The organism is Pseudoxanthomonas sp. (genome assembly GCF_035999195.1).
Lineage (GTDB): Bacteria > Pseudomonadota > Gammaproteobacteria > Xanthomonadales > Xanthomonadaceae > Pseudoxanthomonas_A.
This window is the reverse complement of the sequence record NZ_DASYGY010000009.1, coordinates 1,297,650-1,312,008: the sequence shown is the minus strand read 5'-3', so window position 1 is coordinate 1,312,008 and position 14,359 is coordinate 1,297,650. Positions and strand designations below refer to the sequence as shown.

Sequence of the window (14,359 nt, the reverse complement as noted above, 5' to 3'; positions counted from 1 at the left end):
CAGGCAAAGGCATCGGGTGTCCTCCGCGCGAACGACGAACGGCATCCGGGCGGTTCGCGCGCTCAGCGTAGAGGCGGACGCACCTGCGCATCCGTTACGATGGGGATTCCCTTGTTCCCCAACGCGCCATGGATGCCCGTTCCACTTCTTCCCTGATGGGGCCGCTGGCGCCGGTCGATCCCCGCGATGCGACCTGGTTTCCCTTCGACGTGGACCTGGCAGGCGATCGTGTGCAGTGGCTGCGCTGTGATGAGGCCCTGATCCAGGCCAGCGTATTTCTGGATCCGAGGATGCCCGCCGAGGGCCGGCCACAGGCATTGACTCCGCTCGCACCCCTCGCCGCACTTCCCGCGCCCGTGCAACCGCCGGCCTGGCTGTGGCATACCTCGTTTTGCGGCTCGACGCTGCTGGCCCGCCTCCTGCATCTGACGCCCCATAGCGTGGCACTGCGCGAGCCGCTGGTCCTGCGCAGGCTGGGCGACGCGGCCGACGCGGGCCATGACGTCTCTCCATGGCTGCGTCCGATCGTCGATCTGCTGGCGCGCCCCTGGCATCCCGATGGACGGGTGCTGGTGAAACCCACGCATGCCGCACTGAACATCGCGCGTCCGCTGATGGCTGTCCATCCGGAGGCCAAGGCTATCGTGCTGACCTCCGGCCTGGAGGATTTCATTGTGTCGCATCTCAAGAAAACCCCTGAGACGCTTGCGAACGTACCGGTACTGGCCGCGCGCGCCTTGCGTGCGGGCACGCTTTCCGCCCGGCTTCCCGAGGGCGCCCTGGAGCCGCCCTCGGTGCTGGCCGCTGCCGCACTGCAGTGGGCGGCGCAGCGTGATCTGGTGGCCACTCTACGCGAACATTCCGGCGCGCGCGTGCGTGTCCTCGACTGGGCGCGCGTCGGTGCCGACATCGAAGAAGCAGCGGTAGCGGCGGCCGCCTTCCTGCAACTGCCGCTGCCCGAGGGAACATTGCGTGCCCAGGCGCGACAACTCGCCGCATCGCATTCCAAGGCGAGCAGCCGGCCCTATGACGTGCGGGTGCGCGAGCGGGAACACCAGCTGCTGCGCACGACCTACGCGAAGGAGGTCGCGGATGCCATGCGCTGGGCAGAGCGCTACCTGCTGCACGCGCTGCCGGTAGAGGCGCAATCAGTGGCGCCGTAGCGGCCGGCCGCTGCGGAGGTAACGGCGCGGCGCACCGCTTACACTACCGCGCACACCGTCTCGTCCGCCTCGAACCTGCAGCGCGGCGGTCCGCATTCAATCGACTGGAAAGGGTAAGGCGCAGGCATGATGGGTAACGTGGGCGCGGACGCGCGCTGGATGCAGGGGGAAGCGGCGGCAGACCGGCAGCAATGGTCGGTGGCGGAAGCGGCTTATCTCGATGCGCTGGCGCTGGACCCGCGCCATCTCCCGTCGCTGATCGGCCTGTCCACGCTGTACTCCCGGCAAGGCAAGCACGTCCTTGCGTATCAGGCGCTGATGCGTGCCAGCGGCATCACGCCGCCGCATCCAGGCATCACCTATGGCCTGGCCCAGCGATTGCGGTACTTCAACGAGTTCGATGCGCTCGATCGTTGCCTGGCTGATGAGCGATTCGCTGCATCCGCACCGGTGCACGTCCTTGCCCGCGCGGTGGTGATGCTCAGCTCGATCGGTGCGCACGAGGCTGCGGTGCGGCTGGCCGAGCGCGCCGTCGAACGCGACCCCAACTCCGCACCTGCGCTGTATGTGCGCGGCAACCTGCACCTGTTCTCGGGCGAACCCGAGCTGGCCGAACAGCGTTACGAGCAGTCGTTGAAGGCCGATCCGCGGCTGTACCAGAGCTCGTGGATGCTGGCGAGCGTGCGGACGCAGACCGCGGAGTCCAATCACGTCGACCGCCTGCGCCGGCAACTATCGGAGGCCACGCCCGGCAAGGAAGGCGAGGCTTACCTGAGCTACGGGCTGCACAAGGAACTGCACGACCTCGGCGATTACCCGGGCGCGTGGTCGGCGCTGGAGCGGGGCTGTCGCGTCAAGCGTACCCATGTTGGGTACGTTCCGGAGGAGGACGCTGCGCTGGTGGACCAGGCCATTGCCACCTTCGATGCCGGATTCCTGCGCGTTAGCTCGCAGGTTGAGCAGTCTGCCGTTCCGATCTTCATCTTGGGCATGCACCGCTCCGGCACCACGCTACTGGAGCGCATGCTGTCCGGCCACTCCAACGTGGCCGACGCTGGCGAGACCGGCGCGTTCGACGCGCAGGTCCACCTGGCGGCCGACCATCATTACGCCAACCATTTCGACGCCACGGTGCTGGCCCGGGTACCCGGGATGGACATGGATGCCCTCGCGCGCGGCTATGCCAGAGCGGCGAGGTGGCTGAGCCGGGGCAAGCCGTTCTTCACCGAGAAGCTGCCGATGAATTTCTGGAACATCGGTCTGATCGCCAAGGCGCTGCCGCAGGCGAAGATCATCAACTTGGTGCGCGATCCGATGGATACGTGCTTCTCCAACCTGCGCACGCTGTTCGCCGGCGTGGCGACGTACTCGTACGACCAAGCTGAACTCGCGCACTTCTACCTGCAGTATCGTCGCCTGATGCAGCACTGGCGGGATGTGTTGCCGGGACGCATCCTGCAGGTGGACTACGACGAACTGGTGTCCGCGCCCGACGAGGTGGGACAACGGGTCGCCGAATACTGTGGTCTGAGTTACCAGCCGTCGATCGCCGACGTATCGCGCAGTAGCGGACGCGTCGCCACCGCCAGCGCTGCCCTGGCGCGCCAAGGCATCCGCCGCGACCGTGGCATGGTGTGGCGCAACTACGAAGCGCAGCTCGTGCCCTTGAGGACCGGCCTGTCTTCTTTCTATTCCTGATCAGCCGGCCTGCTTCGTGCCGAACCAGCAGTTGAACGCGACCGTGATGCGGGGCGATTGCCCGTAGTAGGGCAGCACCTCGTGCTGCAGCCACGACGGGAACAGCACCAGTTGGCCTGCCTCCAGCGCGAACGACCAGCTGCCGTGGTGGTACGGCGGCTTGAAGTGCGCATTGCCGGGATCCATGAACGTGTTGCTGTAGCCGTGCGGATTGTGGAAGCGCAGCACGCCGGATTCCGGCTTGTCGGGGACGGCGTCCCCGGGGCTGACGCAGTACACGCCCGACCACGATGCCATCGGGTGCGTATGCAGGATCGTGAAGCCGCCCTGCCGGGTCACATGGAACCAGGTGTGCGAGAAGATCTCGAGTCGTCTCAGTTCGTCAGGCGAGTAGCCGTTGGTCTGCTGGATCGCCTCGCCCAGCATCGACCAGCAGAACGCCCGCAGACGGCGGATGCACGGCTCGGGCGAGGCGAACAGGTCGAAGTTGCTCTCGAAGACGCCTTCCTGCTGCTTGAGCGACGGGTGCGCGTTGCGGTACCGCTCCGGATCCGCCTCGCGGGCGAGCAGCAGCGCTTCCAGCTCTCGGTTGAGCGGGCCGGCATCGGGCACGCGGCTCTGGCCCACGGGCACGGCGAACATCGAGGCGATCTGCACGGACATGACGGAATCCACAAGGTCGGGCGCGGAAAAAACTACGGCCCCGAAGGGCCGTAGTCGTGCTGCGGAAGCACCAGATCAGAACTTCTGGTTGTACTGCATGTAGATGAAGCGCCCGTTGATGTCGTACGACGGGTCGAACGTGTTGGCGAAGGTCACGTACGAGGTCGGCGGGGTCTTGTCGAACACGTTGTTCACGCCCAGCGTGATCTTGGCGTTCCACGGAGCCTTCCAGTACACGCTCATGTCGTGGTACGTGGCCGCGCCGATCTTGTTCTGCGAGCCTTCCTGCACCACGTCCACGCCACCGTCTTCGCCCGGGCCGAGGATCGCATCGCTGCAGAGCTCGCCGAAGCCGTAGTCGTTGTAGTAGAACGGGCAGGTTTCTTCCTGGCGCGAATAGAAGCGGGCCGCGTAGGTCGCACCCCAATCGCCCATTTCCCAGCGGGCCAGCAGGTTGGAGCGGATGCGCCAGTTGTTGCTGCCGTCGAAGTACTCGCCGACGAGGTTGTCGCCATTCTGGTCTTCTTCGTAGCTGGCGTAGTAGGTGTTGTCCCAGCTGAAGGAGAACGAGCCCCACTTGGTGTCGGGCAGACGGTAGTTCAACGTCAGGTCGTAGCCTTCGGCGTCGATCTCGGCCGAGTTCAGGCCGGACGACAGCAGCGTGTCGATGCTGCCGTTCGCATTACGCGTGAACAGCGAGCAGGCCTGCGCAATGCCGTCTTCGATGCACGAATCCAGGATGAACTGGCCCGAGCGCGTGATGATGCCGTTCTCGATGGTGATGTTCCACCAGTCCAGCGACACGTCGAAGCCGGAGATGAACGACGGACTCCACACCAGACCCAGCGTCTTGCTGGTCGAGGTTTCCGGCAGCAGGTTGGGGTTGCCGCCCACGCTGATGCGGATCTGCGAGTTGCCCTGGTCGTAGCCGCCGACCGGCACGCCCTGCGCCGTGCAGCGTGCGCGCTGCTCGGCGGTCAAGCTGCCATAGGTGCCGCCGAAGGTGGTGGAGCAGGGATCGGCGATGGAGGCGAACGAGTCGGCCACGCCGGAATACAGCTCGGCGATGGACGGCGCGCGGAAGCCCTCCGCCCAGCTGCCGCGGACCAGCAGGTCTTCGATCGGCTTCCACTTGAAGCCGAACTTGCTGTTCAGCGTGTCGCCGAAGGTGTCGTAGTCCGAATAACGCGTGGCCAGGCTCAGCTCCAGCTCGCGGGCCAGGAACACGTCACGCAGCAGCGGCGCCGACAGTTCCAGGTAGGCCTCGTCCAGCTTGTAGCTGCCAGCCGTCGCGGTACGGGCGTTGCCCGTGGTGTTGCCCGAGTTGATCAGCGCGTCCGGGGAGTCGTAGCCCGACTCGCTGCGGTGCTCCAGGCCGGCCGCGAAGGCCAGCATGCCGCCCGGCAGCTCGAAGAGCTCGCCCGACAGATTGGCGAACCACTGCTTCATCGTGTACTGGTACTCGTCGTGCGCCACGAAGGTCGAGTAGGCCAGCATTTCCGGGGTGATCGAGCCAACGCCACCCAGCAGGTTCAGCGGCACGCAGCCTTCGATCACGTTGCCCGTGGTGCCGCAACGCGCGACACCGGCGCCGTCGATGAACGACGGGCCCAACGCGTTGCGCAGCGCAAGGATGTTGAACAGGCCATTGGTGGTGTCGTTCTGGTCGTTGCGGCCGTAGCTGTAGCCGACATCCCAGGAGAAGTAACGGTCGGCAAACTCGAAGTTGCCTTCCAGTGCGCCCACGAAACCGAACGTGTCGACGTTCTGGTTGAAGCTGCGGCCACCGGTCTCCACCGCGCGGCGCTGGATGCGCGAAACGGTCTGGCCGAACGGGTTGTAGATGCTGTCCGGGCTGATCGAGATGGTACGCGCCTGCACGCCAGCGCCCGGACCGGTACCGAGCACGATCGGCATCGCGGCGAGCAGCTGCTCGGAACGGCGGTTGTTGTAGGTGCTGGTGGCCGAGAAGCGGACGTTGTCGGTGATGTCGAAGGAGGCCTGGCCGAAGATCGACTTGCGCTCCTGCGGCGTGACCAGATAGTTGTCGGGCGCGAAGTTGTACAGATCGTTGACGCCGGCACCCCACGGACGCCACTGCGCCGGAGTCTGGCCTTCGTCATAGCCGAACTGGCCTGCGGTGCCGTTGGGACGGGTCTCGCCCACCGAGCAGGCGCCCGGGCTGAACGTACCGGAGCACAGCGCGAAGCGGCCGTTCGGGCTGGTGCTGCTGCCGAAGGCAACGCCCGTGCCGAACACGGGAACCGCCGAGATCTCGCGGTCGCCGGCCATGACCGGGTTTTCCTTCACGTAACCGGCGCCGAACATCGCGCTGAAGCGCTCGCCACTGCTGCCGATGGTGATGTCGTACGACTCGCGGCCGCCGTCGCCCTGGCTGAACTGGCCGTAGTAGGCGTTGGCTTCGGCGCCGTCGAAGTCGGTGCGCAGGATCACGTTGACCACGCCGGCGATCGCGTCGGAACCGTAGATGGCGGAGGCGCCATCCTTCAGCACTTCGATACGCTCGACCGCGGCGGTCGGGATGGTGTTCAGGTCGGTCGCGCCGCCCAGACCGGTGCCGGCAACCCAGCGGCGGCCGTTGACCAGCACCAAGGTGCGGTTCGAGCCCAGGTTGCGCAGGCTGACGCGGGTTTCGCCGTTGCCGCCGTTGTTGTAGGTGGTGTTGAGCGCCGTGCCGTTGGAAGTCAGGTTCTGGATGACGTCGCCGATCGACGTCAGGCCCTGGGCCTGGATGTCCTCGCGGGTCAGGCTGAACACTGGCTGGGAGGTTTCCACGTCGGTGCGCTTGATGCGCGAGCCGGTCACTTCCACCTTGTCCAGCGTGGTGGTTGCTTCCTGGGCGAACGCGGCGCCCGTCGTGGTGGCACTGACGACGAGCGCGAGGCTGATCGCGTCGCGCAGCTTGGTGGTCTTGGGATTCATTCTCTCTCCGGGTGACGTTGTTTAAGCCCTAGGGATACCCTGCCGGCCGGCCAAAAAGGGGCGGCCAAAAGGCGGGGGTGATCCGATCATAGTCGTGCCCAGCCAAGAATTAAAGTGTTGTTAAGCGGCCATGATGCGGCAAAGTGCATGCTCCGAATCGGCAAGGTGGGTCTTCATGCGCCTGAACAGGGAGGTGCAACTTGGGGTGCATCGGATCCCAAGCAAGGGGAGGTCGGGCACATGGCGCCGCGTGGATGTGGGCGCTGCGTCAGCCGCCTAATGCGCTGACCACTTTGCAGCGGTGGTCCAAAAAAGAACACGGCCCCTTTCGGGGCCGTGCGGGTACTGCCTAAGCGAAAACCGCGATCAGAACTTCTGCTGGTACTTCATGTACACGAAGCGGCCGATGTCGAAGTTGCCGTAGTACGACACGTTCGCGCTCGGCTGCGTGTACATCACCGGACCCACCTTCTCGAACACGTTGTTGGCGCCGAGCGTGATGGTGGCATTCCACGGCGCGTCCCAGCGGACCTGCACGTCGTTGAACGTGTTGGAGCCGACTCGGTTGCGACGGGTGATGGCGCTGGCCGGATCGCCGTTGGGCAGCAACACGCCGGTCGGCGCGAACAGCACCTCGTTGCACTCCAGGTTCGGTTCGTTGAGACCCGGGACGAAGTAGGTGCAGCCCTCCTTCATCGACGAGTAGTAGCGTGCCGTCCAGCTGGCGCCGAACGAGCCCTTCTGCCAGCTCAGGCCCAGGTTGGAGCGGATGCGGAACGAGCTGGTGAAGCCGACCGAAGACAGCGCGTAGCGGGGATCGTTGGTGCTGACGAAGTAATCCTTCGCCGTGTACGTCGTGTTGGACGACACGTTGAAGTTGCCCCAGGTCTCCGTGGTCCAGCGGTAGGACACGTCGAAGTCGAAGCCTTCGACCTTCCGGAAGCCGGCGTTGCGGTTGCCGAACGACAGGAAGTTGATGTAGCCCAGCGCGGCGTCACGGGTGAACAGGCTCGGCGAGCAGCGGCTGGCGATACCCTGGATGTAGCAGTCGTTGAGGATCTGGGTCGGGGAGTCAGCGACGATTGTGTCGCCGATACGCACCTTCCACCAGTCGAGCGACATGTTCAGGCCTTCGATGAAGCTCGGGCTCCACACCGCACCGATGGTCTGCGACTTGGACAGCTCAGGCGTGAGCAGCGGGTTGGAGCCGGACGTGAACGCGATCGGCGTCTGCGAGTTGGGAGAACCGACCGGGTTCAGGCCCTGACCCAGCTGGCGATAGCTGTTGCCCAGCGTGGCACCGAGCGCGGCAACGCAGTTGGCGCGGGTGGTGGCGTTGCTGGCCGAGCTGCCGAAGCTGGTGTCGCACGGGTCGGTGAAGAACGAGAACGTCTGCGAGCCGCCGCCGTACAGATCGGCGATGGTCGGCGCACGGAAGCCGTCCGCCAGGGTGGCGCGCACCAGCAGCGAATCGATCGGCTTCCACTTCAGGCCGAACTTGTTGTTCGTGGTATCGCCGAAGGTGTCGTAGTCGGAGTAGCGGCTGGCGAGCGATACGCTCAGTTCGCGCGCACCCGGCAGGTCGGCCAGGATCGGTACCTGCAGTTCCAGGTAGATTTCGTCGACCTTGTACTCGCCGCCGGTCGGGCCTGCCGACAGGTTGGTGGAGCCGCCGGTCTGGGCGAGTGCGTCGGGAACGAACGTGCCTTCCTCCTTGCGGTTCTCCACGCCGATCGCGAAGCCGAGATCGCCTGCGGGCAGCGCCAGGATGGTGCCGGCCAGGTTGGCGGACCACACCTGCGTCGTCGTCTCGCCGGTGGAGTGCTCTTCCTGGAACAGGTAGTTCTGCAGAGCCTGGTTGCCGGTCAGTGCGCCGGGACCCGTCACGCCGAAGGCGAGCAGCGGATTCCAGGGCACGCAGCCGGCAATGACATTGCGCTCGTTGGCCGTCGTTGCGGGATTGTCGGGCGTACCGCAGACAACTTGGCCCGTAGTCGAATCCAAGAACGAAGGGCCGACCGCGCGCGCAGTGTTGGCGAGGTTCAGGTTACCGAACGACGACTGCACCTGCTCGTTCTTGTTGTGCAGGTAAGAGACATCCCAGTCGAACAGGCGGTCGGCGAACTCGAAGCTGCCTTCCAGCGCGCCGGTGAAGCGGTAGGTGGTCAGATCGCTGGTGCTGACGCGCGGTACTTCCCAGGTACGACGCCACCAGTTGCTGATGGTCGCGCCGGTCGGGTTGAAGTAGCTGGTCGCCGCCAGAGGCACGCCCGTGCCGCCGTTCGACGAAGCGAACGACGTTGCCTGCATCGGATAGCCGGCCACGGTGCGATCAGTGATGCGGTTGGCGTACAGCAGGTTGGTGCGGAAACGGATGTTGTCGGACAGATCGAAGATGCCGTCGACGTACAGGCCCTTGCGCTCGACCGGCGTACGCAGGTCGGTCTGCTCGTTGGTGTTGCTCTTATCGGCCGTCGAGCCAGGCGTACAGCCGTTGGCGGCGGTGGCGCCGGTGCAGGTGCCCACGTTGGTGTTCTGCGGCACATAGTCGGCGAGATTGCGCGGGTTGCCACCCGGACGCAGGATCACGCGCGTACCGGTCGGAACGCCAGGCACGCCGGTGGTGGCCGTGGTCACCCAGCCGCCGTACTGGCCGACCGTGGTCCACTGGTCCGTCGGGTGCAGGTTGGAGCGCGGGAACGCGCTATAGGGACGGTCGGACGCGTGGACGACGTCTTCTTCACCCCACTCGGCGGCAACCGTCAGCGAGCCCCGGTCTCCCGTGAAGCCCATGACAAAGTCGCCGTTGGTGATGGCACCGTCGCCTTCGCTGTACTGGCCGTAGTAGGCACTGGCGGTGGCGCCTTCAAAGTTGCTGCGTGTGATGATGTTGATCACGCCCGCGATGGCGTCCGAACCGTAGATCGAGGACGCGCCATCCTTCAGTACTTCGATGCGTTCCACGGCCACGGCCGGGATCAGCGACGCGTCGGCGAAGCCGCTGGTCGAGATGCCCATGCGCTTGCCGTTCACCAGCAGCAGCGTGCGCTGCGCGCCCAGGTTGCGCATGCTGATGTAGGTACCGCCGGCGATTTCACCAGCCGACAGCGGCGAAGCGCGGCTGATGGTCGGCGGACCCATCGCGGAGATGTTCTGCAGGATGTCGGCGACAGACTGGAAGCCCTGCTTTTCGATATCGGCACGGCTCAGCGTGAAGACGGGCTGGGCGGTTTCAGTGTCGACCTGGCGGATGCGGGTGCCGGTGACTTCGATGCGATCCAGTGTGGTGGGGTCGCCCTGTGTTTCCTGGGCAAACGCAGCGCCGGTACCGATCGCCGACACCGCACCGGCCGCGAGCGCGAACGAGATCGCGTCACGGAGCTTCGTGGTTTTGCAGTTCATTCTTTCTCTCTCCCGTGTAGGGGTATCCCAAGGTGTCCCTCGAGGCGGTCAAAAAGGGCGACCACGAAACGAGGGGGTGACCGGATACTATTCGGCTTTTAACGAGAATTAAACCCGCGTGAAGACCGAAGACGGATAGAGGTAAGCCTAGTTACGTATTTGTGATGGCGGGCACGCAATGAAGGCCCGAGGTGCAGAGGCGCGCCGCGCAGACCAGAAAATTTCGCCTGCGTGCATACGCATCTGCCGCGCTGCGACAGCACGGTTGCGTATGTGCGCGGGATAAGGAGTTCTAGAGGTCCTGCTCGTACCGGACGTAGGGCACGGTGCCCTCGTCGGCGTTCTCGTTGGTCAACGAGAAGGGATTCTTGCCGCGGGTGATGACGTTCTCGGCACCGACGGTGAGCTGTCCGCTCCACGGGGTGCGCCACGTCAGGCCAAGGCCCAGGCCCTCGAATTTGCCCGGCTGGCCAGGCACATCGATCACGCGACCGATGATGTTGGCGCTGAAGGGGCCGTAGCCGCCGCCCACGGTCAGGCTGCGACTGTTCCAGCGATCAGCCAGGGCGGGCAGGTCGGAAGCGGGCACCAGGGTGGCCTTCGCGACGGCCCCGCCGATGGAGACGAAGCCTTCCCGACCGATGTTCTTCTGTCCGAACACGGTCAGGTCGTTCTGCTCGACGCGACCGGTGCCCCGTCCCGACGAGAGCCAGGCGGGCAGCGTGTCGCGGCCCGTACCGGCGGACAGACCCAGCTTGCCGCCGGGACGGCTCAGCAAGGCCGACGCGCTGACGCGCTGGCTTGCGTTGGTGTCGTCGTCGTCACCCAGGGTGGCGAGCATGCAGTGACTGGCCAGGTTGCCGATGTTGCCGACCACGCCGGCCTTGCGGTTGCAGACCAGGCCCAGGGAGTCGCCACTGTCCAGGCCGAAGGCGGTGGTCAGCGAGTTGCGGCCCAGGCGCCAGCGGGCGCCGGCCTCGGCCTGGCCCGTCGGTTCGAGCAGCAGCACCGCCTCGACCTTGCCGTCGTTGTTCCAGATCGGCAGGGCGGTGGGCTGGGCATCGGCGGCCGGCTTGCGCGTGCTCTTCTGCGCATATGCATCCGTCGCCACGCCGGAGGCGAGCAACAGGGCAAGCGACAGTGACAGGCTACGCAGTTTCATGGCTCGCTTCAGACTCCTGGGTCGACCCGGAGTTCCCCTCCCGAAGGGGAACCGATGCTATGCCGTTTATGTTTCTTTAACAAGTCCCCGGGGCGGCTCGCCGGCTGCCGGACTACTGCAGGTGGCTGGGCGCGTCCACATCGACCTTGGGCTGGCTGAAAAGTTCCGCGATCTGCAGGGGCGAAAAGCGGTACTCCTGCCCACAGAACTCGCAACGCACTTCCGCCACCCCGTCGGCCAGCGCGGCCGTCGCCTCTTCTTCCCCCAACGATTGCAGCATGCTCTCGACCCGCTCCCGCGAACAAGAGCAGCCGAAGCGAACTGGGCGCTGGGTCAGGATTTGCGGCGATTCCTCGTGGAACAGCCGGTGCAGCAGGTCGGATACCGGCGTGGCGAGCAGTTCGGTCTCGCCCAGGGTGTCGAACAGGGCGCCGGCCCGATTCCAGCCGTCGTCGTCGCCTTCGTCGCCGGGCAGCTTCTGCAGCATCAGGCCGCAGGCGTGGTCGCCATCTGCGGACAGCAGCAGGCGCGTGGGCAACTGCTCGGACTGCCTGAAGTAGTCCTCGAAGGCCTCGGCCAGCCGGCTGGCCTCCAGGCCCACCAGGCTCTGGTAGCGCTGCGGCTCGCGCGGGTCCAGGCCCGGGTTCTCGATGGTGATGGCGAGCAGGGCGTCATCGCCCAAGTCGCGCAGGTCGCGCGGCGCGTCCTGGCCGGCGGACAGCTGCGCGATGCCGCGCACGGTGCCGGACGCCGTGCATTCGGCGAACAGGCCGCGCAGGCTGCCCTGGCTGCGCAACTGGATCGACAGCCGGCCGTCCACCTTGGTGTGGCCGGTGAACAACACCGCAGCCGCGCTGGCTTCGCCCAGCAGTTCGCGCGTCGACGGCGGGTAGTCGGCGCGACCCGCGACCGTCTGCCAGGTTTCGTCAAGGCGCACGGCCACGCCGCGGACGCCGGCGGCGGGGAGCAGGAAACGGGTCAGGGTGTCGGCAGAGGCGTCGGTGGCCATGGGAGTCCATGCGGGGAATGCGGGGCGGTCGCGTGTCTCGGCATAATGCCGGCGATGACACGCATGAAGGGAAACACCACGATGGGGGCAACCGACACCATCCTCAAGATCCGGCGCGCCCGATGAGTGCGACCGTCGCCAGGGTGCCGCGTCGACGCCGCTGGTTCCGATGGCTGCTGGCCCTGCCGTTCCTGTTCGCGGCGGCCAGCATCCTGCAGGTCGGGGTGCTGCGCTTCGTCGATCCGCCGTTCAGTGCCTTCATGGCGGCCCGCGTGTTCGAAGCCTGGGGCGAGGGCGAGTTCGGTTTCCGGGTGGCCTATGACTGGCGCGATCTCGACGAGATGGCGCCCAGCCTGCCGCTGTCGATGGTGGCGGCGGAGGACCAGAACTTCGCGACCCATCATGGCTTCGACCTGGCGGCGATCGAGAAGGCGCGCGTGCACAACCGCAAGATGGTCGAGCGTGCCGAGAAGCGCGGGCGGCCGGTGACGCGCCTGCGGGGTGCCAGCACCATCAGCCAGCAGGTCGCGAAGAACCTGTTCCTCTGGCAGGGCAGCCACCGCGTCACGCGATGGGCGCGCAAGGGACTGGAGGCCTGGTACACGTTGCTGATCGAAACGCTGTGGCCGAAGCGGCGCATCCTGGAGGTGTATGCGAACGTCGCCGAGTTCGGCGATGGCGTCTATGGTGGGCAGGCCGCCGCGCGGCGCTACTGGGGCAAGGATGCAGCCAACCTGAGTGCCAACCAGAGCGCACGGCTGGCCGCCGTGTTGCCGTCGCCGCGCCGGTACAGCGCGCAGCGCCCCGGGCCTTACGTGCAACGGCGCGCGACGCGGATCGAGCGGCAGGTCCGGCAGATCGGTGGCAACAGCTACCTGGAGGCGTTGCCGTGAGCGGCGCTTCCGCCTGGCAGGTCACGGTGGTGGTGGCCGCCTACAACGAGGCGCAGTCGCTGCCGCTGCTGCACCCGCGCGTGATGGCGGCGCTGGATGCGCTGAAAGGCGTGCAGGGCCACGTGCTGTACGTCGACGACGGCAGTCGGGATGCGACGTGGACGGTGATGCGCACGCTGGCGGCGAACGATCCGCGCGTGTCGGTGCTGCGGCTCTCGCGCAATTTCGGCAAGGAAGCGGCACTGACGGCGGGATTGGACCGGGTCGAGACCGGCGCCGCGGTGATCCTCGATGCCGACGGACAGGATCCGCCCGAATTGATCGGCGACTTCGTGCGCGAGTGGCAGGCCGGCTACGACAACGTGCACGGTACGCGCATCGCGCGCGACGGTGAAAGCTGGCTGAAGCGCGCCACCGCCCACGCGTTCTACCGCGTGATCGGCCGGCTGTCGAAGACGCCGATCCCGGCCGATACCGGAGACTTCCGCCTGCTGTCGCCGCGTGCGCTGGCGGCGCTGCGCGAGCTGCGCGAGCGTCATCGCTTCATGAAGGGCCTGTTCGGCTGGGTGGGCTTCAACCAGAAGGCGTTGCCCTACCACCGTGAAGCGCGCGTGGCGGGCCGCAGCCGCTTCGGCTTCTGGAAGCTGTGGAACTTCGCGCTGGAGGGCATCACCAGTTTTACCACCGCGCCGCTGCGGGTCGCCACCTATATCGGTGTACTGACGGCATTGCTGGCGTTCGCCTTCGCCCTCTACATCGTCGCCAAGGCCCTGCTGTTCGGCGATCCGGTGGCCGGCTGGCCGACCATGATGACGGTCATCCTCTTCCTCGGTGGTACGCAGCTGGTGGCGCTGGGCCTGATCGGCGAGTACCTGGGCCGGCTCTACGAGGAGTCCAAGCAGCGCCCGCTGTACCTCATCGATGCGTGGCAACCCGCGTCGGCAGGAGTATCCTTGGCCGGGCCAGATCGACCCGCTCCCCTTCCAGGAGATCGCCATGCGCACGGTTCGTCAGTTGCTGGGGGGCAAGGCCCCTGAAGTCTTCGCGGTATCGCCCGATGCGTCCGTCCTCGATGCGATCAAGCTGATGGCCGAAAAGGGCGTAGGCGCGGTGCTGGCCATGCAGGGGCCGCGACTGTGCGGCATCGTGTCCGAGCGCGATTACGCGCGGAAGGTGGTGCTGCAGGGGCGCTCGTCGTCCAACACGCCGGTGCGCGACATCATGACGGCGAAGGTGGTGACCGTGCGGCCCGACGACAGCGTCGACCACTGCATGCAGGTGGTGACCGAGCACCGCATCCGCCACCTGCCGGTCGCTGAAGGCGAGGCCATCGTGGGCGTCATCTCCATCGGCGACCTGGTCAAGGCGGTGATCGAGGACCAGCAGGTGCAACTGGACCAGCTGCAGCGCTACATCGCCAGCTGAG

General features: G+C 66.2%; 10 protein-coding genes. 5 read left to right on the top strand and 5 right to left on the bottom strand.

Features of this window, described 5'->3' with window-relative positions:
- Positions 1–128 precede the first annotated feature (128 nt).
- The gene (locus tag VGN58_RS13235; protein ID WP_327483661.1) at positions 129–1,163 is read left to right on the top strand and encodes a hypothetical protein; all 1,035 of its coding nucleotides are present in this window, start codon (positions 129–131) and stop codon (positions 1,161–1,163) included.
- 126 nt (positions 1,164–1,289) lie between these two features.
- A complete protein-coding gene (locus tag VGN58_RS13230; protein WP_327483660.1) occupies positions 1,290–2,861 on the top strand; it encodes a tetratricopeptide repeat-containing sulfotransferase family protein in 1,572 nt (523 codons plus the stop codon).
- On the opposite strand, the gene VGN58_RS13225 is transcribed toward VGN58_RS13230, so the two are convergent.
- The 5 genes from VGN58_RS13225 to VGN58_RS13205 all read right to left on the bottom strand — a co-directional run bounded on the left by VGN58_RS13225 (position 2,862) and on the right by VGN58_RS13205 (position 12,040).
- Positions 2,862–3,524: a TIGR02466 family protein gene (locus tag VGN58_RS13225; RefSeq protein ID WP_327483659.1), complete on the bottom strand. Its 663-nt coding sequence runs from the start codon at positions 3,522–3,524 to the stop codon at positions 2,862–2,864.
- 75 nt (positions 3,525–3,599) lie between these two features.
- Positions 3,600–6,467 (bottom strand): TonB-dependent receptor, encoded by a 2,868-nt coding sequence (locus tag VGN58_RS13220; protein ID WP_327483658.1) that lies wholly within the window; start codon positions 6,465–6,467, stop codon positions 3,600–3,602.
- A gap of 366 nt (positions 6,468–6,833) precedes the next feature.
- Positions 6,834–9,869, bottom strand: coding sequence for a TonB-dependent receptor domain-containing protein (locus VGN58_RS13215; protein ID WP_327483657.1), 3,036 nt, complete (start codon positions 9,867–9,869; stop codon positions 6,834–6,836).
- A 292-nt stretch (positions 9,870–10,161) separates the two neighbouring features.
- Complete coding sequence (locus tag VGN58_RS13210) at positions 10,162–10,995, bottom strand: hypothetical protein (protein WP_414710821.1); 834 nt, start codon at positions 10,993–10,995, stop codon at positions 10,162–10,164.
- Positions 10,996–11,143: 148 nt separating this feature from the next.
- Positions 11,144–12,040 (bottom strand): Hsp33 family molecular chaperone HslO, encoded by an 897-nt coding sequence (locus VGN58_RS13205; protein ID WP_327483656.1) that lies wholly within the window; start codon positions 12,038–12,040, stop codon positions 11,144–11,146.
- Between the two features lie 122 nt (positions 12,041–12,162).
- Between VGN58_RS13205 and mtgA the strand changes: the two genes are divergently transcribed.
- From mtgA to VGN58_RS13190, 3 genes are read left to right on the top strand one after another with little or no spacing between them, the layout of a single operon-like run.
- Positions 12,163–12,933 (top strand): monofunctional biosynthetic peptidoglycan transglycosylase, encoded by a 771-nt coding sequence (mtgA, locus tag VGN58_RS13200; protein WP_327483655.1) that lies wholly within the window; start codon positions 12,163–12,165, stop codon positions 12,931–12,933.
- On the top strand, positions 12,930–13,970 hold the full coding sequence (locus tag VGN58_RS13195) for a glycosyltransferase family 2 protein (protein WP_327483654.1): 1,041 nt from the start codon (positions 12,930–12,932) through the stop codon (positions 13,968–13,970). The genes mtgA and VGN58_RS13195 overlap by 4 nt, the downstream gene beginning before the upstream one ends.
- Positions 13,930–14,358: a CBS domain-containing protein gene (locus VGN58_RS13190; protein ID WP_327483653.1), complete on the top strand. Its 429-nt coding sequence runs from the start codon at positions 13,930–13,932 to the stop codon at positions 14,356–14,358. The genes VGN58_RS13195 and VGN58_RS13190 overlap by 41 nt, the downstream gene beginning before the upstream one ends.
- The last annotated feature ends 1 nt before the right edge of the window (position 14,359 follow it).